The 26037-nt window shown below is 68.0% G+C and carries 26 protein-coding genes, 1 tRNA gene, 1 other RNA gene and 1 pseudogene; 16 read left to right on the top strand and 13 right to left on the bottom strand.

What is annotated here, in order from left to right; translation table 11 throughout:
• Positions 1 to 42: 42 nt before the first annotated feature.
• The 10 genes from EZH22_RS02925 to EZH22_RS02880 all read right to left on the bottom strand — a co-directional run bounded on the left by EZH22_RS02925 (position 43) and on the right by EZH22_RS02880 (position 10522).
• The gene (locus EZH22_RS02925; RefSeq protein WP_203194293.1) at positions 43 to 660 is read right to left on the bottom strand and encodes a 5-formyltetrahydrofolate cyclo-ligase; all 618 of its coding nucleotides are present in this window, start codon (positions 658 to 660) and stop codon (positions 43 to 45) included.
• 26 nt (positions 661 to 686) lie between these two features.
• Positions 687 to 841, bottom strand: a non-coding RNA gene (gene ssrS / locus EZH22_RS02920) — 6S RNA.
• Positions 842 to 905: 64 nt separating this feature from the next.
• Positions 906 to 2507: a GMC family oxidoreductase gene (locus EZH22_RS02915; RefSeq protein ID WP_203194292.1), complete on the bottom strand. Its 1602-nt coding sequence runs from the start codon at positions 2505 to 2507 to the stop codon at positions 906 to 908.
• A 41-nt stretch (positions 2508 to 2548) separates the two neighbouring features.
• Positions 2549 to 3937 (bottom strand): FAD-binding oxidoreductase, encoded by a 1389-nt coding sequence (locus tag EZH22_RS02910; RefSeq protein WP_203194291.1) that lies wholly within the window; start codon positions 3935 to 3937, stop codon positions 2549 to 2551.
• Positions 3938 to 3992: 55 nt separating this feature from the next.
• Positions 3993 to 4757: an SDR family NAD(P)-dependent oxidoreductase gene (locus tag EZH22_RS02905; protein ID WP_203194290.1), complete on the bottom strand. Its 765-nt coding sequence runs from the start codon at positions 4755 to 4757 to the stop codon at positions 3993 to 3995.
• Positions 4754 to 5599: a shikimate dehydrogenase family protein gene (locus EZH22_RS02900; RefSeq protein WP_203194289.1), complete on the bottom strand. Its 846-nt coding sequence runs from the start codon at positions 5597 to 5599 to the stop codon at positions 4754 to 4756. Before EZH22_RS02900 ends, EZH22_RS02905 begins: the two co-directional genes overlap by 4 nt.
• A gap of 18 nt (positions 5600 to 5617) precedes the next feature.
• Positions 5618 to 6322 (bottom strand): ABC transporter ATP-binding protein, encoded by a 705-nt coding sequence (locus EZH22_RS02895; RefSeq protein WP_203194288.1) that lies wholly within the window; start codon positions 6320 to 6322, stop codon positions 5618 to 5620.
• A complete protein-coding gene (locus tag EZH22_RS02890) occupies positions 6306 to 8156 on the bottom strand; it encodes a branched-chain amino acid ABC transporter ATP-binding protein/permease (RefSeq protein ID WP_203194287.1) in 1851 nt (616 codons plus the stop codon). The genes EZH22_RS02895 and EZH22_RS02890 overlap by 17 nt, the downstream gene beginning before the upstream one ends.
• Before the next feature lie 4 nt (positions 8157 to 8160).
• The gene (locus EZH22_RS02885; RefSeq protein WP_203194286.1) at positions 8161 to 9033 is read right to left on the bottom strand and encodes a branched-chain amino acid ABC transporter permease; all 873 of its coding nucleotides are present in this window, start codon (positions 9031 to 9033) and stop codon (positions 8161 to 8163) included.
• A gap of 262 nt (positions 9034 to 9295) precedes the next feature.
• Entirely contained in the window at positions 9296 to 10522 is a 1227-nt protein-coding gene (locus EZH22_RS02880) for an ABC transporter substrate-binding protein (RefSeq protein ID WP_203194285.1), read from the bottom strand.
• A 270-nt stretch (positions 10523 to 10792) separates the two neighbouring features.
• Here EZH22_RS02880 and EZH22_RS02875 point away from each other — a divergent pair, with 270 nt between their 5' ends.
• From EZH22_RS02875 to EZH22_RS02860, 4 genes are read left to right on the top strand one after another with little or no spacing between them, the layout of a single operon-like run.
• Complete coding sequence (locus EZH22_RS02875; protein WP_203196353.1) at positions 10793 to 11776, top strand: NAD(P)H-quinone oxidoreductase; 984 nt, start codon at positions 10793 to 10795, stop codon at positions 11774 to 11776.
• Positions 11773 to 12543, top strand: coding sequence for an SDR family oxidoreductase (locus tag EZH22_RS02870; protein WP_203194284.1), 771 nt, complete (start codon positions 11773 to 11775; stop codon positions 12541 to 12543). The genes EZH22_RS02875 and EZH22_RS02870 overlap by 4 nt, the downstream gene beginning before the upstream one ends.
• Before the next feature lie 17 nt (positions 12544 to 12560).
• Positions 12561 to 13301, top strand: a complete 741-nt coding sequence (locus tag EZH22_RS02865) for an SDR family NAD(P)-dependent oxidoreductase (RefSeq protein ID WP_203194283.1) — start codon at positions 12561 to 12563, stop codon at positions 13299 to 13301.
• 48 nt (positions 13302 to 13349) lie between these two features.
• A complete protein-coding gene (locus EZH22_RS02860) occupies positions 13350 to 14066 on the top strand; it encodes a FadR/GntR family transcriptional regulator (RefSeq protein ID WP_203194282.1) in 717 nt (238 codons plus the stop codon).
• A gap of 30 nt (positions 14067 to 14096) precedes the next feature.
• Here the strand turns inward: EZH22_RS02860 and EZH22_RS02855 are convergent, their stop codons facing one another.
• A complete protein-coding gene (locus tag EZH22_RS02855; RefSeq protein ID WP_203194281.1) occupies positions 14097 to 14528 on the bottom strand; it encodes a hypothetical protein in 432 nt (143 codons plus the stop codon).
• 293 nt (positions 14529 to 14821) lie between these two features.
• Here EZH22_RS02855 and EZH22_RS02850 point away from each other — a divergent pair, with 293 nt between their 5' ends.
• From EZH22_RS02850 to EZH22_RS02830, 5 genes are all read left to right on the top strand, one after another.
• A complete protein-coding gene (locus EZH22_RS02850) occupies positions 14822 to 16432 on the top strand; it encodes a peptide chain release factor 3 (protein WP_203194280.1) in 1611 nt (536 codons plus the stop codon).
• Positions 16433 to 16497: 65 nt separating this feature from the next.
• Positions 16498 to 17355 carry a 2,3,4,5-tetrahydropyridine-2,6-dicarboxylate N-succinyltransferase gene (gene dapD / locus EZH22_RS02845; protein ID WP_203194279.1) on the top strand — a complete coding sequence of 286 codons (858 nt, stop codon included), beginning with the start codon at positions 16498 to 16500 and terminating at the stop codon, positions 17353 to 17355.
• 285 nt (positions 17356 to 17640) lie between these two features.
• A tRNA-Ser gene (locus tag EZH22_RS02840) sits at positions 17641 to 17730 on the top strand.
• Positions 17731 to 18114: 384 nt separating this feature from the next.
• Positions 18115 to 18417, top strand: a complete 303-nt coding sequence (locus tag EZH22_RS02835) for a type II toxin-antitoxin system HigB family toxin (RefSeq protein ID WP_203194278.1) — start codon at positions 18115 to 18117, stop codon at positions 18415 to 18417.
• Between the two features lie 9 nt (positions 18418 to 18426).
• Entirely contained in the window at positions 18427 to 18795 is a 369-nt protein-coding gene (locus EZH22_RS02830; protein WP_203194277.1) for a helix-turn-helix domain-containing protein, read from the top strand.
• 98 nt (positions 18796 to 18893) lie between these two features.
• Here the strand turns inward: EZH22_RS02830 and EZH22_RS02825 are convergent, their stop codons facing one another.
• Positions 18894 to 19814 (bottom strand): LysR family transcriptional regulator, encoded by a 921-nt coding sequence (locus tag EZH22_RS02825; protein ID WP_203194276.1) that lies wholly within the window; start codon positions 19812 to 19814, stop codon positions 18894 to 18896.
• Positions 19815 to 19911: 97 nt separating this feature from the next.
• On the opposite strand from EZH22_RS02825, the gene EZH22_RS02820 reads away from it, so the two are divergent.
• The 7 genes from EZH22_RS02820 (at position 19912) to EZH22_RS02795 (ending at position 25589) form a co-directional block, all read left to right on the top strand.
• A complete protein-coding gene (locus tag EZH22_RS02820) occupies positions 19912 to 21132 on the top strand; it encodes a CaiB/BaiF CoA transferase family protein (protein ID WP_231711277.1) in 1221 nt (406 codons plus the stop codon).
• The gene (locus EZH22_RS02815) at positions 21129 to 21644 is read left to right on the top strand and encodes a MaoC family dehydratase (protein WP_203194275.1); all 516 of its coding nucleotides are present in this window, start codon (positions 21129 to 21131) and stop codon (positions 21642 to 21644) included. The genes EZH22_RS02820 and EZH22_RS02815 overlap by 4 nt, the downstream gene beginning before the upstream one ends.
• The gene (locus EZH22_RS32780; RefSeq protein ID WP_408647660.1) at positions 21641 to 22240 is read left to right on the top strand and encodes an aldehyde dehydrogenase family protein; all 600 of its coding nucleotides are present in this window, start codon (positions 21641 to 21643) and stop codon (positions 22238 to 22240) included. Before EZH22_RS02815 ends, EZH22_RS32780 begins: the two co-directional genes overlap by 4 nt.
• Positions 22225 to 23067 (top strand): aldehyde dehydrogenase family protein, encoded by an 843-nt coding sequence (locus EZH22_RS32775; RefSeq protein WP_408647659.1) that lies wholly within the window; start codon positions 22225 to 22227, stop codon positions 23065 to 23067. The genes EZH22_RS32780 and EZH22_RS32775 overlap by 16 nt, the downstream gene beginning before the upstream one ends.
• Before the next feature lie 152 nt (positions 23068 to 23219).
• On the top strand, positions 23220 to 23999 hold the full coding sequence (locus EZH22_RS02805; protein ID WP_203194274.1) for an SDR family NAD(P)-dependent oxidoreductase: 780 nt from the start codon (positions 23220 to 23222) through the stop codon (positions 23997 to 23999).
• Positions 24000 to 24041: 42 nt separating this feature from the next.
• Complete coding sequence (locus EZH22_RS02800) at positions 24042 to 25241, top strand: ABC transporter substrate-binding protein (RefSeq protein WP_203194273.1); 1200 nt, start codon at positions 24042 to 24044, stop codon at positions 25239 to 25241.
• Between the two features lie 60 nt (positions 25242 to 25301).
• The gene (locus EZH22_RS02795) at positions 25302 to 25589 is read left to right on the top strand and encodes a DUF1330 domain-containing protein (RefSeq protein ID WP_203194272.1); all 288 of its coding nucleotides are present in this window, start codon (positions 25302 to 25304) and stop codon (positions 25587 to 25589) included.
• Positions 25590 to 25707: 118 nt separating this feature from the next.
• Here the strand turns inward: EZH22_RS02795 and EZH22_RS02790 are convergent.
• Positions 25708 to 25842: pseudogene (locus EZH22_RS02790) on the bottom strand (transposase); the annotation flags it as partial.
• Positions 25843 to 26037 lie beyond the last annotated feature (195 nt).

Raw genomic sequence — 26037 nt, 5'->3', positions numbered from 1 at the left:
TCGAGCTGCAAAACGGGGCATGCCCCGGCGGAGTGGACCCGGTCAGTGGGACTCAGTCTGACCGGAGCGCCCCCCGCGCGGTCGCGCGCAGGCGAGCGCCGCGCTTTCCGTTATCATCATGTCCACCGCCTCGTCATGGCTCTCGACGGGCACCGCCTCCACTTCCTGGCACGCGAAGGCGAAGCCAAGGGTAAGTATGGTATTATTTTGCCGCAAAAGATGCAGGGTGCGGTCGTAGAAGCCGGCGCCGTAGCCGATGCGGTAGCCGCGCCGGTCGAAGGCTGCGAGCGGTACCAGCACCACGTCCGGGATCACCTCGGGCGCCTCCGGCCCCGGTTCCGGGATGCCGTAGGCGCCGGCAGGGGTGAGGGACGCGGCCGCGTCCCAGAGGCGGAAGATGAGGGGGTGCCCGCGGCCGACGATCACCGGCAGGGCAAGGCGGGCTCCGGCCCGGCGCAGGGCGGTGGTCAGGGGAGCGGTGTCGATCTCGTCGCGGAAGGGGGCGAATGCCGCCACGGTGCGCCCGGCCACGGGTCCCAGCGCGGCGAGGGCATGGCCGGCGGCGACGCGGGAGGCCGCTTCGCGCACGCCAGCGCCCATGCCGGCACGGCGGCCCAGCGCCAAAGCGCGCAGGCGTTTCTTTTCGGCGGCAATGTCCATGGAAGGGCATAGAATGTGTGACGACGTGCGGAGCCACAGAAGTCGTCGGAGGTCGATCCCGGGAAACCTACAGCGTAGGTGGGCGCCATATGTCCAAGCCCGGAGGCAAGGTCAGGGACAGCTCCCTTAAGGATCGATAAGGCCCCGGGGAATTGTCTCCTAACGTGCCCCGCAGCCCCGCATCCCCAATGTAGGGACGATGCCCACCCGGCGCCAGCCCTTTCCTGTGGATGACTCCGGCTCCCTCAGCGGGCCTCCGCCTTGATCAGGTCGGCCGCCTTTTCGGCGATCATCATCACCGCCGCCGCCGTGTTGGCAGAGACGATGGTGGGCATCACCGAGGCGTCCACGACCCGGATGCCGTCGAGCCCGACCACGCGCAGCTTCGGATCCACCACCGCCTGTGGCCCGGTGCCCATGCTGCAGGTGCCCACGGGGTGGTAGATGGTCTGCCCGGTGCGGCGGGCGAATTCGAGCCAGTCGGCGTCGCTCTGCGTCTGCGGGCCGGGATTCATCTCGAACGCCCGGTAGGGGTCCATGGCCTTCTGGTCCACGATGCGGCGGGCGATCTTCATGCCCTCCACCAGACAATCCCGGTCCTCCGGCACGGCGAGGAAATTGGGGCGGATGGCCGGGGGCTCGAACGGGTCGGCCGACTTCACATGGATCGAGCCGATGGACTGCGGCCGGAGCTGGGCGACGCCGATGGTCATGCCCGGCAGATGGTCCAGCGCCCGGTCGGCAGCGTTGGCATAGCTCGCGTGCATGAAGAAATATTGCACGTCCGGACCCGCCAGCTCCGGCCGCGTCTTCACGAAGCCATGGGCGAGCCCGGTGCCCAGCGTGAGAATCCCCGTGCGTGTGAGGAAATACTGCGCCACGGCCTTGGCGAGGGCGAGGCCGCGCGTCTGCTCGTTGAGGGTGACGGGCTCCTTCACCCGCCAGTTCATGCGGGTGGCGAAGTGGTCGCGGTAATTGTTCCCCACCCCCGGCAAAGCGTGGACGAGGGGAATGCCGGCGGACTTCAGCGTCTGCGGATGGCCGATACCCGACAGCTCCAGAAGCTGCGGCGACTGCACCGCGCCGGCGGCCAGCAACACCTCGCCCCTGGCCGTCGCCAGGATGTCCTGCCCCCCCTTGCGGTAGGTGATGCCGGTCACGCGCCGGCCGTCGAGCGCGAGGCACAGGGCCTGGGCGTGCGTCACCACCTTGAGGTTGGGGCGCGACAAGGCCGGGCGCAGATAGCCGTCGACGACGGTCCAGCGGCGCCCGTTCTTCTGGTTCACCTGATAATAGCCGAAGCCTTCCTGATCCTTCCCGTTATAGTCGGGGTTGCGGGCGTAGCCCGCCTGCTCCGCCGCATCCAGGAACGCCTTCGACAATGCCGGGCGCTCGCCGACGCGGACGATGTTGATGGGACCGGAGGTGCCGCGCACCGAGGTGTCGGCGTCGGCGGCCTCGAAGGTCTCCAGCTTCCTGAAATAGGGCAATACGTCGTCCCACCCCCACCCGGTGGCGCCCATCTGGGCCCAGCCGTCGTAATCCTGGGACTGGCCGCGCACGAAGATCATGCCGTTGATGAGGGTGGAGCCGCCGAGCCCCTTGCCCCGCGGCACCACGATGGGCCGCTGATAGGTGCTTTCTTCCGGCTCGGTGTTGAACCGCCAGTTGAAGGCGCCGCCGGAGAGCAGCTTGGAGAAGCCGGCGGGAATGGGCACCCAGAAGCCCCTGTCCGTGCCGCCCGCCTCCAGCAGCAGCACCGTGCGGCGCGGATCCTCGCTGAGCCGGGCGGCGAGGATCGAGCCGGCGGTTCCGCCACCCACGACGATGTAGTCGAAACTGTCCATGGTCTTGTTCCTGCAAAGCATCCGGCCCCTGCGTCGCGGCCTCAGCCGGGCGCGGGCAGGACCTTTCCCGGGTTGAGGCGATTGTCGGGATCGAGCGCGTGCTTGAGCGCGAGGGCGAGGGCGATCTCGCCGGGCGCGCGCCGGCGCACCAGCTCGTCCACGCGATACTGGCCGATGCCGTGCTCGGCCGAGATGGAGCCGGAAAAGCGCGCCACCACATCGTGCACGAGGGCGTTGATGGCCGCCCCGTCATGGCCCGCGCCGAGGATGACGTTGTAGTGGATATTGCCGTCGCCGAGATGGCCGAAGGCATTCACCTTCGCCCCCGGCGCCCCCTGCGCGATGGCGATGTCGGCGGCGGCGAGGAAGGCGGGCACGTCGGCGATGGGCACGGAGACGTCGTGCTTCATGCTCTTGCCCTCCCGCGCCTCGCCGTCGGTGATGTGCTCGCGCAGGGCCCAGAGCTGGGCGGCCTGGGCCCCGGTCTCGGCGACGACGCCGTCCAGCGCCGTGCCGTTCTCCAGCGCCGCCGCCAGCGCCGTCTCCGCCGCCTCGCGCAGGCCCGACAGGCTGGCGCCGGCCTCCAACAGCACGAACCAGTCGCCCGCGGCGATGGGCGGGGTGAGGTCGAGGTGTCGCCGCAGCAGGTCGAAGGAATAGCCGCTCATCAGCTCGAAGGCGGAGAGGGTGTCGCCCAGTTCGTCCTGCGCCAGCGCCAGCAGGTCGAGCGCGGCCTTGGGGCTCGGCACGGAAAGCAGGGCCGTCACCGTGTGCCTCGGACGCGGCACGAGGCGCAGCACCGCGCCGGTGACGATGCCGAGCGTGCCTTCGGTGCCGATGAACAGCTGCTTGAGGTCGTAGCCCGCATTGTCCTTGCGCAGGCGGCGGTTGAGGTCGACCACCGTGCCGTCGGCCAGCACCACCTCCAGTCCCAGCACCAGCGCGCGGGCCATGCCGTAGCGCACCACGTTGACGCCGCCGGCATTGGTGGAGACGACGCCGCCCACCGTGGCGGAGCCTTCCGCCGCGAGGCTGATGGGCAGCAGGCGCCCCATGTCGGCGGCGGCGTCCTGCGCCACCTTGAGGATGCAGCCGGCATCGGCTGCGATCGTCAGCCCGACCGGGTCCACGTCGCGCACCTTGTTCATGCGCTGGAGCGACAGCACCACCTGCGCGCCCGAGGCGTCCGGCACCGCGCCGCCGGCTAGGCCGGTATTGCCGCCCTGCGGGACGATGGCGGCGCCGGCCGCGTGGCAGGCCTTCACGACCGCAACCACCTCGGCGGTGGAGGCGGGGCGGGCGATGCACAGCGGGCGGCCGGGAAAGAGGCGGCGCCAGTCGATGGCGTAGGCGGCCATGTCGGCCGCGTCGGTGACGAGGCCGGAGGGGCCGAGGATGGCGGCAAGGCGGGCGATGAGTTCGGCGGTCATGAGGTTGCCCTCGAACGATGGGAGGCGGGACAGGGACGGGCGAATCAACGCCCCGTCACAGATATCCGTACGCCGTCCAGCCGCCGTCCACCGCCACAACCTGCCCCGTCACCGCGCTCGCGGCGTCGGAGGCGAGGAAGACCGCCATGCGCGCCACCTCGTCCACCTCGATCAGCCGGCCCATGGGGGTGCGCTGCCTCAGGCGGTCGAGGTCCACCCGCCCGCGGGCGGCGAGGTCATCGAGGAGGGCGGTGCGCACATAGCCTGGCGCGATGGCGTTCACCCGTACCTTGTCGCGCGCCCATTCGCTCGACAGCGCCTTCGCCATCATGGAGACCGCGGCCTTGGAGGCGCAGTAGCCGATACGCTCGGGCGCGGCGACGATGCCGTACATGGAGGACATGAGCAGGAGAGAGCCGCCGCCCTGGGCGATCATGCGCCGCCCGGCCTCCTGCGCCGTCAGGAAGGTGCCGGTGAGGTTGATGGAGATGACGCGCTCCCACTCCTCCTCGGTCACCGAGAGGGTGGGCGCGTTCTGCGACACGCCGGCATTGGCAAGGCAGATGTCCACCGGCCCGAAGCGGGCCTCGGCGGCGTCGAAGGCGGCGACGATGTCGGCCTTCTTCGTTACCGAGCCCTTCACCGCGATGGCTTCGCCCAGCTCCTGCGCACGCGCCGCGGCGCCGGGATCGAGGTCGAGCAGGACGATGGATGCGCCTTCCGCCCGGAACGCCCGCGCCACCGCGAGGCCGAGGCCGGCGGCGCCGCCGGTGACGAGGGCGCAGCGGCCCGCGAGGGCTCCGGTCTTCTCGTCGCTCATCGGACCGCCTCCGGGAGGGCTCGCATGCCGAGGAAGTCGGCCATGAGGTCGAGCTGGCAGGCGAGCATGGGCTTGCCGGGATGGGTGCGGCAGCCCGCCGCCTTCGCCGCGGCGAGGATGGCGGTCTCCTCCGGCTGCATGATCACCTCGGCGACGATCTGCCCGGGGGACAGGCGGGAAGCGTCGAGGGGCAGGGGGTCCCCGTCCTTCAGGCCGAGGGAGGTGCCGTTGACCACGATGTCGTGGCCGGAGGGATCGCTGGTGCCGATCTCCACCGCCGCTGCCGGGTAGGCCTCCGCGAGGCGCTGGGCGAGGTCCTCCGCCTTGGCCCGGGTGCGGTTGGCGAGCGTGAGGCGGGACACGCCGCGCTCCACCAGCGCGAAAGCGATGGCGTTCGCCGCCCCACCGGCGCCGGCGAGATAGGCGCTCCTGCCCTTCGGATCGATGCCGGCGGCGACGAGGCCGCCGACGAAGCCCTTGCCGTCCAGCATCTCGCCCACCAGGCGCCCGTCCGCCTCGCGGCGCACGGTATTGACCGCTCCGATGCGCCGGGCGCTGTCGGAGACTTCGTCGCACAGGTCCACGATGGCGGTCTTGTGCGGCACGGTCACCACGAAGCCGCCGAGGCTCTTCATGCGCTTCAGGCCGGCGACCAGGGTGGGGAGATCCTCGGAGGAGACCTGGAAGGGAACCATCACCCCGTCGCGCCCCTCGCGCGCCATCAGCGCGTTGAGCATTTGCGGCGTCTTCACGTGATGGATGGGATCCGCGAGAATGCCGAAGACGCGGGTCAGGCCCGAGATCTCGCGGCCGGGGGGGAGGGCGTTCGAAACGTCGTTCATGGGGCGGGTCCGGATCGTTCAGATGCCGAGATAGGCGGTCTTGATGTGGGGATCGGCGAGCAGGCCGGCGCCGGTATTCTCGAGCGCGATCTGGCCGTTCTCGATCACATAGGCGCGGTCGGCGATCTTCAGGGCGTGGAACGCCTTCTGCTCCACCAGCAGCACCGTGGTGCCGCTCTTGCAGATGCGGTCGATGACATCGAACATCTGCTGCACGATGATGGGGGCGAGGCCCAGGGACGGCTCGTCCAGCATGAGCAGCTTGGGCTTTGCCATCAGTCCGCGGGCGATGGCCACCATCTGCTGCTCGCCGCCGGAGAGGGAGCCGGCGAGCTGGGTCAGGCGCTCGCGTACGCGGGGAAAGATGTCGAGCACCTCCTCGAAGCGCTCGGCCAGCCCCGCCCGGACCTTGGGGTGGTAGCCGCCCATCAGCACGTTGTCCTTCACGCTCATCACCGGGAAGAGCTGGCGCGCCTCCGGCACCATGATGAGGCCGGAACCGACGATCTCGTCCGGGCTCATGCGGTCGATGCGCGTACCGTCGAACTCGATGCTGCCGGCGGTGGGCTTCACCAGGCCGGAGATGGCGCGCAGCAGCGTGGTCTTGCCGGCGCCGTTGGAGCCGATGATGGTGACCACCTCGCCGCGACCCACGCGGAGGGAGATGTCCTGGAGGATGACGGTGCGGCCGTAGCCGGCGGTGACGTCACAGACCTTGAGCATGGACGAAATCCTCTCCGAGATAGGCCTCGATCACCCGGCGCTCGCGCACCACGGTGTCGGGCGCGCCTTCGGCGATCACCTTGCCAGAATCGATCACCACGATCCGGTCGGACAGGCTCATGATGGCCTGCATGTTGTGCTCGATGGCGATCACCGTGACGCCCGTGGCGCGGATGGCGCGGATGAGCTCCACCATCGTCTTCGTGTCCGACTGGCTCTGGCCCGCCATCACCTCGTCGAGCAGCAGGATGGTGGGCTCGGTGGCCAGCGTGCGGGCCACTTCGAGGCGTTTCAGGCCGCCGATGGGCAGCGTGCCCGCCTCCACGTCCTTGACGTCGTCGAGGCCGACGAGCCTTGCCACCCTGAGGGCGACGGCGCGGGCGTCATCCACGGAGCGGTGGCGCAGGAAGGCGCCGATCATGATGTTCTCCAGCACGGAGAGCTTGCCGAAGGGCTGCACGATCTGGAAGGTGCGGCCGATGCCGAGCCGGGCGAACGCGTCGGGGGCGCTGGGCCGGTGCCACTTTCCGTCCGGCCCGAGGATTTCGACGGTTCCGGCATTGGGGATGAGGAAGCCGGACAACTGGGCGAAGACGGTGGTCTTGCCGGCGCCGTTGGGGCCGATGACGCCGAGGATCTCGCCCCGCTTCAGGGTGAGGGAGACGTTGTCGGTGGCGGTGAGGCCGCCGAAGCGCTTCACCAGATTCTGCGCCTTCAGCACCTCTTCACCGGGGGTGCCGGTGATGGCCTTCACGGCGGGGGCCACCACCTCCTCGCGCCTGCGCCCGCCGCCGGGCAGCCTGTCGATGAGGCGCACCACGAAGGGACCGAACGTGCCGACGAGGCCGCCGGGCAGCGTCAGCGTGATGACCACCAGCACGGTGCCGTAGACGAAGCCGTGCAGGCCGTTGGCCGAGGCGCCGAGCCAGCCGCGGGCGAGTTCCGCCAGCGGCACCACGAGAACCGTCCCCAACAGCGGCCCAGCCACCGTCCCGAGGCCGCCGATCAGGGCAAACATGGCGATCTCGATGGCGGTGGCGAGAGAGAACAGCGTCGCGGGCTCCAGGAAGGTCATGTACATGGCGTGGAAGGTGCCCACCGTTGCGGTGAGCGCCGCCGAGATCGCCATGGCCCAGAGCTTGACGCCGTTGATGTTGATGCCCGCCGCCTGGGCGGCGCTGTCGCGCTCGCGCACGGCGGTGAGCGCGTAGCCGAGGCGGGAGTGGCGGATGGCATAGGACACCGCCAGCGACAGCAGCAACAGGCCGAAGGCGATGTAGAGATAGTTGATCTTGTCGCGGAAGATCATCCACGGCCAGCCGATCTGCAGCGGCACCACCAGGCCCGCCGAGCCGCCGGTGAGGCCGTTGAAGTGGATGGTGAGCAGGCGCACCACTTCCAGAAAGGCGATGGTGGCCAGCGAGAAGAACGGTCCGCGCAGGCGAAAGCAGGGATAGCCGATGCCGAAGCCGACCGCAGCCGCCAGCGCCGAGCCGACGATCATGCCGATCCACGGCGACAGGCCGAAATGCTGCAGCAGCAACGCCGCAGTATAGCCGCCGATGCCGTAGAACACGGTGTGGCCAAGGGACAGCTGCCCGGCATAGCCGCCGAGGATGTTCCACGCGGTGGCCAGCGCCCCGAACACGCAGATGGTGACGAAGACATGCACCATGAAGGTGGAGCCGGACCACGCCGGGATGATCACCAGCAGCGAGAGCGCGATCAGCGCGCAATAGACCCGCGGCTCGGTGAGGCGGGAGAGGAGGGAAAGCCGGCCCGTGGTGGCGGGGGTGGTCCGGGCATCCTCAAGCGAGGAGTCGTGAAGGCTCATCGGATCACTCCGTGCCGCGACCAAGGCCGAACAGGCCGGTCGGCTTGAAGATGAGGATCAGGAGGAAGAGCGCGAAATACACGACCTCTTTCAGGTCGGGCGCGATGTAGTAGCCGGAAAGACTGTCCACGAGGCCGATGATCATCGCACCGAAGAAGGCGCCGTACATGGAGCGCATGCCGCCCAGAACCACCACCACGAAGGCGGTGAGCACGAAATAGGTGCCGATGGTGGGCGTCACCGGATAGAGCGGCATGACCAGCGCGCTGGCAAGGCCCACGCAGGCCGCGCCCATGCCGAAGGCGATGACGTAGATCTTGTCCACCTTCACGCCCATCAGCAGCGCGGCGTTGCGGTTCTGCGCCGTGGCGCGGATGGCGCGGCCGAGCGCGGTGGACTGCATGAACAGGTGCAGGCCGGCCACCAGCGCGAGGGCGCAGACGAACATGACGATCTGCCCCTTCACCAGCGAGTAGCCGGCGACCATCACGGAGCCCTGCACCGTGGACGGGGGCACCGAATAAAGGTCGGCCCCGAACAGCAGCAGCGCGAGGTTCACGAGCGCGGTGGACAGGCCCACCGTGGCGAAGATCTGAATGTGCTCTTCGGCGCCAAGCAGCGGCTGGATGAGAAAGCGCTGGACCAGGGCCCCGAGGGCGAACAGCAGCAGCACGACCGGAATGGCGGACGCATAGGGATGCAGGCCGAACTTCGCGGCCAGGAGATAGGCCGCATACATGCCCACCATCAGGAACTCGCCATGGGCGAAGTTCACCACCCGGACGATGCCGAAGATGAGGGTGAGGCCGACGCTGATGATGGCATACATGCTGCCGAGCAGGATGCCGTTGAGCACCAGCTGAATAAGAACGTCCATCGCGCTTGGCTCCAGTGCGCAGGTGGTTTGAGGCGTGCCGTTCGGTTGGCAACCGGCAGGTTGTCGTTCTCTGTCTCGCGTGCGCGGAAACGGCGCGGAAAGGGCAGGACAAGGACCGCTCGTCATCCCCCGGCTTGTCCGGGGGATCCACCGTGCGCCCGGGCCGGTTTTCAGGCCTCATGCACCGCACGAGCGCCGGGGTGGATGCCCCGGACAAGCCGGGGCATGAGCGTTCCTGAGAAAGGCGCCGAGCCTTTCCCGCTCAGTTGGCGCCGATGCCGACCTTCATCTTGGCCACCGCGGCGGCCTCGGGGAACACGGTGACGAGGTTGCCGCCCTGCCACTGCATCAGGAAGGGGGTGGCTCGGGTGTTCTGGCCCTGCTCGGAGAACTTGGCGCCCCAGCCCGTGGCGGTCTGGCCGATCGGGATGTCCACCTTCATCACGGCGGCGCGGACCTTGTCGGCATCCGTGCTCTTGGCGGCCGCGATGGCGTCGAAGAACACCCGGGCGCCCATGTAGTTCGCCAGCGAGTGGCCGGAGCGCGGGTCGATGCCGTATTTCGCCTTGTACATCTTCACGAATTCTTCGATGCCGGGGGCGGCCTTGGGGTTCGTGTTGTACTGGGTGAAGTCCACGTCGAGGGCGCCTTCCATGTTCTCCGCGCCCACCGCCATCATGGTGTCGCGGGTGGAATAGCCGCCGCCGGCGCCCATCACCGCCTTGGGCTTGTAGCCCTGGTCCTTCATCTGGCGGAAGAACAGCACGGTGTCGTTCTGGTAGGAGGTCTGCAGCACCACGTCGGCGCCCGCCGACTTCAGGCGCAGGATGACCGGGGTGAGATCCACCGACTTGGCGGAATAGGGCAGCACCTCAACCACGTTGAGGCCCTTTTCCTTGGCGCGGGCCTTCTGGAAGCCGGAGACGGTCTGCCCGTAGAGGGAATCCTCGTGGATGATGCCGATCTTGAGGTCGCCGGGCTTGGCGCCGAGCGCCGGGGCGATGGCCTCGATCACCGAATCCACCATGCGGTTGGCGAAGTCGCGGGCCGTGGCATTGGTGCGGAACACGTATTTGAAGCCGCGCTCGGTGATGGGATCGGAAATGGCACCGAGCTCGAAATAGGGAATGTTCGCAAGCTCGGTCACCTGTGTCGCCGCCAGCGAGAGCGAGGAGGAATAGGTGCCGAAGATGGCCGAGACCTTGTCCACGGAGGTCAGGCGTCGGGCTTCGCCGACCGCCTGGTTCGGGTCCACCGCATCGCCCTTGATGAACTCGATCTTCTTGCCGTCGATGCCGCCGGCGGCGTTACGCTCCTCCACCGCCAGCTCGAAGCCGCGGAAGCTCTCGTCGCCGAGAAGGGCGAGGCCGCCGGAGAAGGGGTAGAGGGCGCCGAACTTGACGGTGCCCTGCGCCGCCGCGGGTCCCGCCAGGGGAGACGCGCCGATGAGCAATGCGGCAGCGAGCGCTGCCCGCGCGAAACCTTTCATTCTTTCCTCCCTCACCCGACACCGCGTTGGCGCCGGCGTTCATAACCCGTTGTCCAGGCAAGATTATTGTGTGCCCGTTCGGTCCGCCGCCGGCTTGGCCAGCCCACGAACGGGCGGGATAATGCAGGTAACCAAGTTGCCTGACAAGTGGGACTTATGTAGCCTTCCACGCATCAAATGTGCGCCGGCGGGACAGGGCATCGCAGAATGGGCGATGCTCGTCGTTCAACGCCGCGAGGGAGGATCAACGTGGCCGAAATTCCAAAGACGATGCGCCAGGTCCGTTTCCAGGGGGCCGGGGGCCCCGAGGTCGTGGCGGTCGAGACCGCCCCGGTGCCGGCGCCGGGTGCGGGGCAGGTTCTGGTGGAAGTGGCGGCCGCCGGCGTGAACCGGCCGGACTGCCTGCAGCGCGCCGGCAACTATCCCCCGCCGCCCGGCGCCACCGACGTGCCCGGCCTCGAGATCGCCGGCCGCGTGGTGGCGCTCGGCGCCGGGGTCGACACGCTGGCGATCGGCGACGAGGTCTGCGCCCTGGTGATTTCCGGGGGCTATGCCGAGTATTGCGTGGCCGAGGCGCCCCTCTGCCTGCCGATTCCCAATCCGTTGTCCCTGCTGGAAGCGGCCGGGCTGCCGGAGAATTACTACACCGTCTATGACAACGTCTTCACCCGGGGCCGGCTGAAGGCGGGGGAGACCATCCTCATCCATGGCGGATCGAGCGGCATCGGCTCCACCGCCATCCAGCTTGCCCATCACGCCGGGGCCCGTGTGATCGCCACCGCCGGCTCGCCGGAGAAATGCGACTTCTGCCTGAAGCTCGGCGCCGACGCCGCCATCGACTATCGCGCCAGTGATTTCGTCGAGGAAGTGAAGGCGCTCACGGGTGGCCGGGGCGTGGAGGAAATCCTCGACATGGTGGGCGGTCCCTACGTGGCGCGGAACCTCAAGGCGCTGGCGGTGGAGGGGCGGCTCGTGCAGATCGCCTTCCTCCAGCCGAGCGAGGTGACCATCGACCTCATGCCGGTGATGCTGAAGCGCCTGACCTTCACCGGCTCGACGCTGCGCGCGCGCCCGGTTGCGCTGAAGAAGGAGATCGCGGACGCCCTGCGGCGCGACGTGTGGCCGCTGCTGGACGCCGGGCTGGTGAAGCCCTTCATCCACGCCACCTTCCCGCTGGAGCAGGCGCGCGAAGCCCATGCGCTCATGGAATCGAGCGCGCATCTGGGCAAGATCATGCTGGAGACAGGACGGTGAGCGCCCCCCTTTCCCCCGTTGTTTTTGTCACCGGCGCCGGGCGTGGCATCGGCCGGGCCATGGCCGATGCCCATGCCGATGCCGGCGCAGCCGTCGCCTACGTGGACCATGACCCCCTCCTCGCCGAGGAGGCGGCCAACGCCGCGGCGTTGCGTGGCGTGAAGGCGGTGGGCCTCACCGCCGACGTCGCCGACTATGCCGCCGTGGAGGCCGCGGCCCGCGCTGCGGAGGCGGCGCTCGGCCCGGTCACCGTGCTCGTCAACAATGCCGGCATCTCGCCCAAAAGCGGGGCCGATGGCCGCCGCGCTGAGGCTCCCGACATGGATCCCGCCGAATGGCGGCGCGTCATCGACGTGAACCTCACCGGCGCCTTCAATTGCGTGCGGGCGCTCTCGCCGGGCATGAAGGCGATGGGGCGGGGGCGCATCATCAACATCTCGTCGGTGGCCGGGCGCACCTATTGCGACATCGTGGGCGTCCACTACGCCGCCTCCAAGGCCGCGCTCATCGGCTTCACCAAGCATCTGGCGGGGGAGCTCGGTCCCTACGGCATCACGGTCAACGCCATCGCGCCCGGCCGCATCGACACGCCCATGGTGCGCGGCACCGCCTTCGCCGCCAACGAGGCGGTGCGCCTCGTCACGCCCCTGCGCCGCCTCGGCCAGCCGGAGGACGTGGCGCAGGTGTGCTGCTTTCTTGCCTCCGATGCCGGCGCCTTCGTCACCGGCCAGGTGATCGACGTGGCCGGCGGGTGGCTGCTCACCTGACATTCAGGGGTTTCAGGATGTTCGACTTCAAGAACAGGACGCTGCTGCTCACCGGAGCGAACGGCGGCATCTCCCGCGCCATCGCGAAGACCTTCTTCGATCTTGGCGCCAATTGCGTGCTCACCGATCTCGACGAGGCGGGCATCCAGGCCTTCGCCGCAGAGCTCGATCCCTCCGGCGCGCGGGCGGTGGGGCTGAGGCAGGATGCGGCCAGCCCGGAGGACGCCGAGCGCGTCCTCGCCTTCACCGCGGAGCGCTTCGGCGCCCTCGACGTGCTGGTCACCTCCGCCGGCCTCTACCGGGAGAAAAAGGTGGCCGAGATGAGCGACGCCCACTGGCGCACGGGCATCGCGGTCAATCTCGACGGCGTGTTCTACACCTGCCGGGCAGCCATCCCGCATTTCGCCGACAATGCCGCCATCGTCAACGTCGCCTCCATGGCCGGGCATCGCGGCAGCGTCGGCCATGCGGACTATGCGGCGGCGAAGGGCGCGGTGCTCACCTTCTCCCGCACCCTCGCGAAGGAACTGGCGCCCAAGGTGCGGGTGAACGCCGTCTCCCCCGGCCTCATCGACACGCCCATGGTGCGGGGCCTGATGGACGCCAGCGGCGCGGCCCTCCTCGCCGACACGCCGCTGAAGCGCCTCGGTACCGCCGAGGAGGTGGCCCGGGTGGTGGCCTTCCTCGCCTCCGACTGGGCGAGCTTCGTGAACGGCGAGACGGTTCATGTGAACGGCGGGCTGTACATTGCGAGCTGAATGCACGCCTGATTCGACCCGGGCGCGGCCCAAGGCCTGGAGCTGAACATGGCTCAACACCGCGATATCCTCGGACGGGCGCCGTCCCTCGCCGACACCCTTGCCCAGCGGCTGCGGGAGGAGATCGCCTCGGGCCGGCTGCAGCCGGGGGCGCGCCTTCCCACCGAGCACAAGATATCGGAGACCTACGGCGTCAGCCGGCCGGTGGTGCGCGAGGCGGTGGGGCGGCTGAAGCATGACGGGCTGGTGACCTCTCGGCAGGGCGCCGGGGCCTTCGTGGCCGATGCGGGCGCTGCCTCCAGCTTCCGCATCGACATCGCCGACTTCAGCGACAAGGAGGAGATCAGCGCCATCGTCGAGCTCCTGATGGCGGTGGAGGCGACCGCCACCGCCCATGCGGCGGTGCGCCGCTCGGACGAGGAGCTCGGCCGCATCCGCGCCCAGCTCGAGGCCATGCAGCGGGCCATCGACCGGGGCGAGCCGGGGGTGGACGAGGACATGGCCTTCCACCGGGCCATCGCGGAATCCACCGGCAACCCCTTTTTCCGCGACCTGTCGCATTTCCTCGATCACCGGGTGCACCAGTTCATCCGCATGGCGCGGTCGAACACGGCGCGCCACGGCGGCCTGGCGCAGACGGTGCAGCGCGAGCACGAGGCGATCTACGCGGCCATCGAGAAGAAGGACGCCGGCGCCGCGCGTCTTGCCGCCGAGGAGCACCTGCGCAATGCCGCCGCCCGGCTCGCGCTCTACCTGAAGCCGTAAGGACGCCCCCCGGCGTGCAGCGGCGGCGGATCAGGGCACGGCGGCGAGCTGCTCGTATTGCGACAGCACCACCTTGCCGTCGGCATCGAGCCAGGCGCGGCCGAACTTCGATTTCACCAGGGTCTCCTGCTGCTGGTAGATGGTACCGCCCAGCGGCGGGGAGGCGTCCTTGCGGGCGCAGGAGACGGCGATCTCCACCTTTTGCCCGGCGGTGAAGGCGGTGCCCCGCTCCACCACCTTGACCGTGCCGCTCACGGTGCAGGTGCCGAACTCGCGCCGTGGCGCGTCCACTTTCTCCACCGCGATCACGATGACGCTCTTGGCGTCCGCGCGTGCATTTTCATAGACGTAAGGGGGCATGAGGGCGTGGGCGGGGAGCGCCAAGGCCCCGAGCAGAACGGGCGCCATCGCAAGCCGGGCGATCCGGCCGCCCATCGGCCACCATGTGATGCCGTTTCGCATCTGTCGTTTCCTCCTGCTCGTGCGGCCTGATTCTCCCGATCTTATAGCCAAGGATGGGGAGGGGCCGAGGCCCTCCTGCATCTTTCCGGTGCATATGATGGCGTCGCGCGCTGTGGTCGAGTGCGCCGTGCGCTGCGGCAATTCAGCGGCGAATGGGTCATGGAGCAAGGCGCATGCGGGCGACGGGATCGCCGGACGTCGCCGGGGGCGCCCCGGCCCGCAGGCCGGGACAGCCGGCTGCCGTCCCGCCGGCGCACCTTTGTCAGCCGAAAGATTCACTCTATATAGCCCCCATGCTCGACACCGCCCAATCCCAGGGCTCCGGCGCGGCCGACGTGCCAGACTTCGCCCGCCGGCGTACCTTCGCCATCATCTCCCATCCGGACGCCGGTAAGACGACGCTCACGGAAAAGCTGCTGCTTGCCTCCGGTGCCATCCGCATGGCCGGCCATGTGAAGGCGCGCGGCGAGCGCCGCCGCACCCGCTCCGACTGGATGGAGATCGAGCAGCAGCGCGGCATTTCCGTGACCTCCTCGGTCATGACCTTCGAGCGCGACGGCATCGTCTTCAACCTGCTGGACACGCCCGGCCACTCGGACTTCTCCGAGGATACCTACCGCACCCTGTCCGCCGTGGACGCGGCGGTGATGGTGATCGACGCCGCCAAGGGCATCGAGAGCCAGACCCGCAAGCTGTTCGAGGTCTGCCGGCTGCGCGACATCCCCATCTTCACTTTCGTCAACAAGGTGGATCGCGAGAGCCTCGACCCCATCGCCCTGATGGATGAGGTGTCCTCCACCCTCGCCCTCGACCTGACCCCGCTCACCTGGCCCATCGGCATGGGCGTGGACTTCCGCGGCCTCATCGACATCGCCAACAAGAAGGCCCTGCTCGCCACCGAGCGCGGCGGCCCGCTGGTGCGCGAGGTGCCGTTCGAGAGCCCGGAGGACCTCATCGACCTTGAGGGGGTCGAGGAGCGCATCATCAACGAGGCGGTGGAGAGCCTGACGCTGGCGCTGGGCGTGCTGCCGCCGTTCGACCTCGCCTCGTTCCGCGAGGGGCACCTCTCTCCCGTCTATTTCGGCAGCGCGCTGAAGGAGGCGGGCGTGGCCGAGCTGCTGTTCGGCCTCGGTTCGGTCGGGCCGAGCCCGCTGCCGCGCATGGCCAAGGGCCGCGTGGTGGAGCCGGCGGAGGACCTCGTCTCCGGCTTCGTCTTCAAGGTGCAGGCCAACATGGACCCGAACCACCGGGACCGCGTCGCCTTCGTGCGCCTGTGCTCGGGCCGCTTCAAGCGCGGCATGAAGCTCTACAACGCCCGCGAGAAGCGGCAGATGGCCATCGCCAACCCCATCTTCTTCTTCGCCCAGGAGCGCGAGACGGTGGACGAGGCGGTGGCCGGCGACATCATCGGCATTCCCAACCACGGCATGCTGCGGGTGGGCGACACCCTTTCCGAGGGCGAGACCATCCGCTTCGAGGGCCTGCCCGACTTCGCACCGGAAATCCTGCGGCGCGTGCTGCTCTCCGACCCCATGAAGGCCAAGCAGCTGCAGAAGGCGCTGCAGGACATGGCGGAGGAGGGGGTGGTGCAGGTGATCAAGCCCGTCTCCGACCCTTCTCCCATCGTCGGCGTGGTGGGCACGCTCCAGCTCGACGTGCTCGCGGCGCGGCTGGAGAAGGAATATGGCGTGCCGATCCGCTACGAGGCGGTGTCCTTCGTCACCGCCCGCTGGATCGTCGGCGAACGCGCTGAAGTGGACCGCTTCATGGAGCAGAACCGCTCGTCCACCGCCCGCGACCGCGACGAGGCGCCGGTCTATCTCGCCCGCAGCCAGTGGGTGCTGGACCGCGCCATCGAGGAATGGCCGAAGCTGAAATTCGTCGCCGTGAAGGAACGCGGCTGACCTCTCATCCCGCCTTGAATTCTAATGCCCGGTCGCGCGGGGGCGCGGCCGCTCCGGAGGACACCATGCCCGACGCCGCCCACCTTGCCGCCCTGTCCCGCATCATCGACGACGCCTTCGAGGCGCGCTCGGAGATCGGCTTTTCCACCACCGGCGCGGTGCGCGACGCGGTGAACGAGGCCCTGTCCCTGCTCGATGCCGGCACCGCGCGGGTCGCGCAGCCGGGCGCCGACGGCAGCTGGCAGGTGAACCAGTGGCTGAAGAAGGCGGTGCTGCTTTCCTTCCGCCTCAACGACATGGAAGCCATTCCCGGCGGCCCCGGCGGCGCCCACTGGTGGGACAAGGTGCCCTCCAAGTTCCTCTCCTGGGGTGAAAAGGAGTTCCGCGCCGCGGGCTTCCGCGCCGTGCCGGGGGCGATCGTGCGCCGTTCCGCCTACATTGCCCCCAACGTGGTGCTGATGCCCTCCTTCGTGAATCTGGGCGCCCACGTGGGCGAGGGCACCATGGTGGACACCTGGGTCACTGTCGGCTCCTGCGCGCAGATCGGCAAGAATGTGCACCTGTCCGGCGGCGTCGGCATCGGTGGCGTGCTGGAGCCGCTGCAGGCGGGCCCGGTGATCATCGAGGACGATTGCTTCATCGGCGCGCGTTCCGAAGTGGTGGAGGGGGTGGTGGTGCGCCGCGGCTGCGTGCTCTCCATGGGCGTTTTCATCAGCGCCTCCACCAAGATCGTGGATCGGCAGACCGGCGAAGTCTTCATCGGCGAGGTGCCGGCCTATTCGGTGGTGGTGCCCGGCGCGCTCCCCGGCAAGCCGCTTGCGGACGGCACGGCGGGCCCCTCGCTCTATTGCGCGGTGATCGTGAAGCGCGTGGACGAGCAGACGCGCTCGAAGACCTCCATCAACGACCTCCTGCGCGACTGACCCGAGCCCGGGCGACCGGATACGGGCGGGCTGTGTGCGGCGGAAAGAATCCGGCTTGCCAGACCGCAACGAGCCGTTATATTCCGCCGCCTCGCCCGGATGCGGCGCCCCAGTGGCGCCGTTCGTTTTCCGAACAGACTTTGGAGACGACCCGGCGGCTCCGGCTTCGCGGGCTCCATGCCGGCGAGCCGGGGGCAGGGTGGTTCAGCGCGCGGGCATTCAACCGGCCCGCACTGGCTTGTTCCATCCCGCGTGAGTTCTGCATGCGCCTGGGCGCGTGCGGCTGGAGAGGTGGCCGAGTGGTTGAAGGCGCACGCCTGGAACGCGTGTATACGGGAAACCGTATCGAGGGTTCGAATCCCTCTCTCTCCGCCAGCTTATCTTCCCAACATATTGATATCGCATCAGTTTGAGCCTGATGTGGCTGGGTAACCCCACCCCTGACCCCACCTCGTGCAATTCCTTCCGCTCGGTGGGAGTTCTCCGGCCGCCATGGGCAGCCTACGGCTCGCCTCGGCCTGCTCCCTACTGGCGATCCCTACCATCACTGTCTTTCTCTCTCTCCTTTGCCAGTTAATCCAGCTATCCAGAATCTGGAAATTCAACAGTTTTTCAGATAGATACAGCTGGATTGGTTCAATCCAGCAACGGGGCTGTGCGCCAGATAAAGCCCCAGCCCCGCCTTACTGAGCCGGGCGGGCTTCCCATCTTGGGAAATTTCCTTGATTTTCCCAAATTGGGAAGGCGTCATCCCCTGCCATGAGGATCATCGCCCGCAGCACCTTGGCCGCGTTCTGGGAGCGTCATCCCGAGATGCGGGCGCCGCTGGAGGACTGGGAGCAGGTGGCGAAGGCGGCCCGCTGGGCGTCCATTGCCGACGTGCTCGCTACCTTCTCCGAGGCGAAGGCGCTCAATCGCGAGCGGGTGCGGTTCGAAATCCATGGCGGCGACTATCGCCTGATCGTCGCCTTCAACTTCCGCATGGGCATCGCGTTCGTGAAGTTCATCGGCACCCATGCCGAGTCCCACCGGATCGATGCCCTGACCGTCTCGCTATTCTAGAAGGCCGATATGGAGATCAACCCCATCCACACCGAGGCCGACCATGCGGCGGCTCTTGCGGAGATCGAGCGCCTGCTCGATGCCGCTCCCGGCACGCCTGAGGCTGACAAGCTGGACATCCTCGCGACCCTCGTGGAGCGCTATGAGGAGCAGCGCTGGCCTGTTCCGGAAGGCGATCCGGTGGAGATCATCCGCTTCATGATGGAACAACGTGGGGAGGGGCAGGCCGGCCTCGCTCGCCTTTTCGGCTCCGCTTCGCGCGCGTCGGAGATCATCAACCGCAAGCGGGCGCTCACCATGGAGATGGTGCGGCAACTCCATCGTGAGTGGGGCATCCCGGCGGAGTTGCTGATCCGGCCATACGAGCTGGCGGTCTGAGCGGCCATCTCCTCTAGCTCGGCGAAGGCGCGGCGCGTGGGGCACAGGATGGCCAGCGAGCACACGGACTGATCCCGCAGGAGACGCTTGGGGACGGCTCAGGCCGTCCCCAGCCGGGAGTCAGAGGGAGCGGGCGTTCTGGAGATCGCGAGGGTGCGGAAATGGCGTGCGGCCGCGGTCTCCCACTGGGGCGCATGGGCGATGGCGAGCGACACGGGCGCCATGGCGTCCAGCTCCGGCAACCGGCGGAACCGTGTCTTGCCATCGCCGCTGCGGGTGACGATGGAGGGGACCAGCGCCACCCCCAGGCCGCTTTCCACCAAGCTGATGATGGTCTGAACCTGGATCGCCTCCTGCGCCACGTTCGGGGTGAAGCCCGCCTGCTGGCAGGCGAACATCACCACCGCATGCAGGCTCGGCACGGTGTTCGGCGAATAGGCGATGAAGGGCTCGCCCTCCAGGTCCCTCAGCCTGATGCCGGGGCGCTGCGCGAGGGGGTGGGAGACCGGTAGCGCGAGGACGAGGTGGTCGTTCTCAATGGGCGTGACATGCGCCCGGTTCGCCCGCGCCAGCGGCGTGCGGACGATGCCGAGGTCGATGGTGCCGCGCTCGATCTGCGACAGGATCTCGGTGGTGGTGGATTCCCTCAAAATGAGCTGCACCCGCGGAAAGGCCGCGCGATAGGCCGGGACGAGATCGGGCAGCACCGCATACGTGGCGGTGCCGACGAAGCCGATCGTCAACGTCCCCTCTTCGCCCGTGGCCGCTGTCCGGGCCGCCTGAAGCGCCTGATCCGCCTCGAACAGCGTGCGGCGGGCCCGATCGAGGAAGACGCGTCCGAACGCCGTCAGGTGCATCTCCCGTGTGGTGCGCTCGAACAGCTGCGTGCCCAGCCCCGCCTCCAGCTTGCGCAGGGAGATGGACAGCGGCGGCTGGGCCATGTTCAGCCGCTCGGCCGCCCGGCGGAAGTTCAGCGTTTCCGCCAGCATCACGAACTGGCGCAGCTGCTTCAGCTCCATTGATATTCACCCGATATATATATGTTTAATATCGATATTAGATTCGAACAAAATCCGTTGCTAGGGTCCCTCCAACGAATAACGGGAGGAGCCGAGGATGACAGGCGCAGGCATGCGGCTGCTGGATGGCATCCGCGTTCTGGACCTCAGCGCGGTCGTCATGGGTCCTTTCGCCGGACAGATGCTGGGGGATCTCGGCGCGGACGTCATCAAGATCGAGCCGCCCGAAGGAGATTCCACCCGTCGCACCGGACCTGCGACAGAAGCCGGCATGGCGGCGCTTTTCCTCGGGGTAAATCGGAACAAGCGCAGCGTCATGCTCGACCTGAAGCAGCCCGAGGCGCGCGCGGCGTTGTTCGCTCTCGTGGATACAGCAGACGTGTTCATGCACAGCATGCGGCCGCAGAAGCTCGATGCCCTCGGCATCTCGCCTCAGGCCCTGCTCGCACGCAATCCGCGCCTCGTCTATGCCGGGCTTCACGGCTTTTCCGAGGATGGCCCCTATGGCGGTCGACCCGCCTATGACGACACCATCCAGGGCATGGCGGGCCTTGCCGCGCTCGCCCAGCTTCAGGGTGGCGAGCCCCGGTATTTTCCCACCATCGCTGCCGACAAAACCAGCGGGCTCTTCGCGGTCAACGGCATCCTGGCGGCTTTGGTGCGACGGGAGCGTACCGGCGTGGGCGCGTTCGTGGAGGTGCCGATGTTCGAATCCATGGTCGCCTTCAACCTTGTCGAACACATGTACGGGCATCACTTCGATCCGCCCAAGGGCGCACTCGGCTATCCCCGCGTTCTGGCCGAATGGCGCCGTCCCTACCGCACCGCGGACGGCTACATCTGCTTGATGCCCTACACCGACCAGCACTGGCGGGCCTTCTTTGCGGAGGTGGGCGAGGCCGACCTCGCCACCGACCCGAGGTTCGCCGACATCGCAGCCCGGACGCGCAACATCGAGGCGCTTTACGAAGTGGCCGGAGGCCATATCGCCCGGCGCACGACGCAGGCCTGGCAAGACACCAGCGAGCGCCTGCAGATTCCCTCCGCGCCCATGGCGAGCCTCGATCAGGTGGTGGACGACGCGCACCTGCGCGCCACCGGCTTCTTCGTGGCGAAGGACGACCCTTCCATGGGGCGGCTAGTGTTCCCCGGCGTGCCGCTGAAGTTCGACGGCGAGCGCCCGGCCATCGCCGTTCCGCCGCGCCTCGGTGAGCACACCCGCGACGTCCTCGCGGAAGCGGGCCTCGACGCGAAGGCGATTGACGCGCTGGTGAAGAAGGACGCGACTCCCGAAGCCACGGAAAGGGCACAGGCGTGACCCTCAAGCCTCCCTCCGCCGGCAAGGGCCTGCCCACCCTCGGCCAGGGTGCGGTCTGGCAGGACCTGTCCGTGGGACAGAAGTTCCGCACCTTCCGCCGCACCATAACCGAGACCGATCTCGTCAACTTCATCTCGGTCACGGGCATGCTGGAGGCGATCTTCATCGATGCCACGTTCGAGGGCGCCGCCATGTCCGGCCGCCCCGTGCCCGGTGCGCTGACCTACACCCTCATCGAGGGCTTCATCCTCCAGACCATGATCCAGGGCACTGGCCTCGCCATGCTCGAACTGGAGCAGCGCATCCACGCCCCGGTGTGCGTGGGCGACACCATCTGGGCCACCGTCGAGGTCACGGCCGTCAGGCCGACGTCCAGAAGCGGGCGCGCCGTGGTCACGTCGCTCATCGAAGTCTTCAACCAGAGCGATCGCAATGTGATGACCTACACCGCCAAGCGCCTGCTCGCAGGCGCGCCACAGGCCTCGCAGTCCGGCGGGAGGAGCCAGGGATGATCGCCTTCGACACCGAATTCACCCTCACCATAGACGGATGTGGCGTTCCCGGCGCGGGCACATTCGATGTCCTGAACCCGGCCAACGAGACCGTTTTCGCGCAAGCGCCTGCGGCATCCCGCGCGCAGCTGGATGCGGCTGTCGCGGCTGCACGCCGGGCCTTTCCGGCATGGCGCGCGCGTCCCATGGCGGAGCGCCAGGACGCCCTGCGCCGCATGGGCGAGGCCATGCTCGATCATGTAGACGACCTCAAGCGCCTCCTGACCCGCGAGCACGGCAAGCCCCACGCCGACGCCGAGCGCGAGGTCCGCGGCGCCGCCCATTGGTGCGCCACCTATGCCGCCTTCGACCTGCCGGAGGTGGAGACCGTCAACACCCCGGACCGGCGCAGCGTCACGCGGCGCGTGCCCATTGGAGTGGTGGGCGCCATCGCGCCCTGGAACTTCCCCATCACCCTGTCCATCTGGAAGGTGGCAGCGGCCGTCCTCACCGGCAACACGGTGGTTCTCAAGCCGTCGCCCTTCACCCCGCTGACGACGCTCAAGATCGGCGAGCTGTTCAAGGACATCCTGCCCCCGGTGTGCTCAACGTGGTGAGCGGCACCGACGACCTCGGCCCGTGGATGACCGCGCATGAGGGCATAGACAAGATTGCCTTCACAGGTTCCACGCAGACAGGCCGCAAGATCATGGCGGGAGCCGCGCAGACGCTGAAGCGCGTGACCCTGGAACTGGGCGGCAACGATCCGGCCATTGTGCTGCCGGATGTGGACGTGGATGCGGTTGCCAAGGACCTGTTCTGGGCGGCCTTCGCCAATGCGTCGCAGATCTGCATCGCGGTGAAGCGCTTGTATATCCATGAAGACATCTACGCGCCGCTCTCCGCCGCCCTCGCGGACTACGCGGCCACCGTGAAGGTGGGTGACGGCGCCGAACAGGGCACGCAGATGGGGCCGATCCAGAACCGCCCGCAGTATGAGCGCGTGCGGCGGATGATCGAGGAGGCGCGGTCCGCCGGGCTGACCTTTCTCACCGGGGGGGCGGTGGACGACGCGCGTCCCGGCTACTTCATTCCCCCGACCCTGGTGGACAACCCGCCGGAGGACTCCCCGGTGGTGCAGGAGGAGGCCTTCGGCCCCCTGCTGCCGCTGCTGAAGTTCAGCGACATCGATGATGTCGTTCAGCGCGCCAATGACACCATCTACGGCCTCGGCGGCTCGGTGTGGTCGCGCGACCTGGACCTTGCCGCCTCCATCGCCGCCCGGCTCGACTGCGGCACCGTCTGGATCAACGAGACCCGGTTCCTTTCACCCCTGAGCGCGTTCGGCGGTCACAAGCAGTCCGGCATCGGCGTCGAGAACGGGCACGAGGGGCTGCTCGAATACACCAACACCCACACCACGGTGGTGAGGCTACGGCCCTAGGCTCGCCGCGCCGCCGCCATCGGCCTCCAGCGTTCCAGTGCCCGTCCGCGCGGAGAGCCTCCGCGTGCCGGGACAAGACGCGCGAACGGCGCCGTGGGCGCCACACCCAACAAGACGGCCGAGATCCGTCGCTGCAGGGAAGGATCACCAGCATGCGTATGAAGGACAAGTGCGGCATCGTCACCGCCGCCGCCTCCGGCATGGGCCGCGCGGGTACGCTGCTGCTGGCCCGCGAGGGGGCGAAGGTCTGCGTCGTCGACCGCGATGCGGCGGGCGCGCAGGCGGTGGTGGACGAGATCCGGGCCGCGGGCGGCACGGCGTTTGCCATCGGCGCGGATCTTCGGGACCTCGACATCGCCAGCGGACTCGTGGCGCGGGCGGTGGCTGAGTTCGGCGCCCTCGACTTTCTGTGGAACCACCTTGGCCATCCCGGTCCCGCCGCCGTCGAGGGGCTGGACTGGAACGACTTCGACCTTGCGCTGGATCTGAACATTCGATCGCAGCTCGCCTCCACCATCGCAGCTCTTCCCGAGCTGCGGGCGCGCGGCGGCGGCTCCATCCTGTTCACCGCATCCACCTCCGGTATGTCCGCCTCCACCTTCAGTCCCGTTTATTCCGGCATGAAGGCGGGCGTCATCGGGCTCGTGCGGGGCCTCGCCAAGCGCTATGCGCGCGAAGGCATCCGGGTCAATGCGGTATGCCCCGGGCCGTTCGATACCCCCATGGCGCGCGAGTTCGTGGATCGCAAGGACCAGACCGCCACGAAGGGCATGGACCGCGAGGAACTGGTCCAGAAGTTCGGCGCGAGCACCGCCATGGGCCGCGCCGGCCGACCGGAGGAGGTCGGCTACGCCGCCCTCTTCCTGCTGTCGGACGAGGCCTCCTTCATCACCGGCGCCTACCTGCCGGTGGACGGCGGCCTGCTCGCCTGACGCGTCACGAAAATCCGAAAACAAGCAACGAGGGAGGAAGCGATGAAGCTGAAGCATATCGCGGTGCTGGCCGGCCTGATGGGCCTTCCGGCAGGCGCCAGTGCCGCCGACGGCCCGGTGCGCATCGGCGTCCTCACGGACATGTCGAGCGCGCTCGCCGACACCCAGGGCATGGGGTCGGTCGAGGGCGCCCGCATGGCCATCGAGGATTTCGGCGGCAGCGTATTGGGCCGCAAGATCGAGCTGGTCCATGCCGACCACCAGAACAAGCCCGACATTGGTTCCGCCACCGTGCTCAAGTGGTTCGACAACGACGACGTGCGCCTGGTGGTCGATCTCGGCAATTCGGCGGTGGGGTTGGCGGTGCAGCGCATCGCCAAGGAGAAGGACCGTATCACCATCGCCACTGGCGCCGCAACTTCGGAGCTGACCGGAAAGGCCTGCTCCCCCAACAGCTTCCACTGGGGCTATGATAGCTACCAGTTCAGCAAGGCCGCTCCGGCGCAGATGGTTAAGTCGGGGCTCGACACCTGGTTCTTCATCACGGCCGACTACGCCTTCGGCTATGCGCTCGAGAACGACACAAGGCAGGTGGTGGAGGCCAACGGCGGCAAGGTGATCGGCTCCGTCCGTCACCCCATCAACACGCTCGACTTCAGCTCCTATTTGCTCCAGGCCCAGGCCTCCGGCGCGAAGGTGATCGCGGTGGCCAGCGCGGTGTCTGACCTGCAGAATGTGCTGAAGCAGGGCCAGGAGTTCCAGATCTTCGGTGCCAAGCAAACTCCGGCGGCGATGGCGCTGCTGCTGGTGGACGTTCACAGCGTGGGACTGAAGGCGACGCAGGGCACCGGCATCAGCACGGTCTTCTACTGGGACCAGGATGATGAAACCCGCGCCTTTGCCAAGCGCTTCAAGGAGCGCATGGGCCGCCCGCCGACCGAGGCGCAGGCCATGAACTACAGCGGCGTCGCCCATTATCTGAAGGCCGTGAAGGCGGCGGGCACAACCGAGACGCAGGCGGTGCTCGCGAAGATGCGGGAAATCCCCGTCAATGACCTCATGACCCAGAACGCCATGGCCCGGGCGGATGGGCGCCTGATGCGCGACGTGCGCCTCGCCAAGGTCAAGACACCGGCCGAATCCAAGGGGCCTTGGGACTATTTCGCCATCGGCGAGGTCATCCCCGCCGACCAGGCATTTCGCCCCACGGCCGATAGCGCATGCCCGCTGCTGAAGAAGTAAGGTGCGGCCGCCCCCGGCCTGACTGCCGGGGGCGGCACATGCGAGCAAAGGGAGATTTGGATGCCGAAGGGTTACATCGTCGGCCGCATCGACGTGATCGACGCGGAAAAATACGCGGCCTATGTCCCGCTCGCCACGGCGGCCATCAAGGCGCACGGGGGCGTGGTGCTTTCGCGCGGCGGGCGCTACGAGGGGCTTGAGGGCCCGGCACGGGCGCGCAACGTGCTCGTGGAATTCTCCTCTTTCGAGGCGGCGAAGGCCTACTACCACTCGCCAGAATACAAGATCGCCCGCGACGCGCGGGATGGCGCGGCGCATGTCGAAATTGTCGTAGTCGAAGGTATCTAACCAAGCGGCTGGAGATCGTATCAAATTTGAGGTGTCAACTATCATTGAGTCGCGCCGTGGAGCGCGTCCAAAGCGGGGCGTAATTCAAGTTTATGGACATCGGAAAAGTCCATGCCGCGTACTTGGCCTTGAACTCGTATAAGGTCGCCGAGGAGATGCCGTGCTTGCGGCAGACGTCAGCGGTCTTCGCCGCCGCCTCCTGCTCCTTCAGCATCCCAATGATCTGTTCCTCAGTGAACCGTGAGGCGCGCATCGTCCGTCTCCATGGTCGACGGACTCTACCTAAATCTGGAGGAGGATCAGGGTCTCAGGTCATGAGCCTTGGACCAGTCAGGTTCCAAGGCTCATCGCGACCGGGCACGCCGCCGCCGCGACACACGACTGCTTCCTTGCGAAGGGAAATCCGGCCGCAATAACGCGGCAGATGGTTTTTTGTACCTCGCTGCCG

This window comes from Xanthobacter dioxanivorans (genome assembly GCF_016807805.1).
GTDB classification, from domain to species: Bacteria; Pseudomonadota; Alphaproteobacteria; order Rhizobiales; family Xanthobacteraceae; genus Xanthobacter; species Xanthobacter dioxanivorans.
The sequence above is the reverse complement of the archived record's forward strand: the minus strand, read 5'-3'. Positions and strand labels throughout refer to the sequence as shown.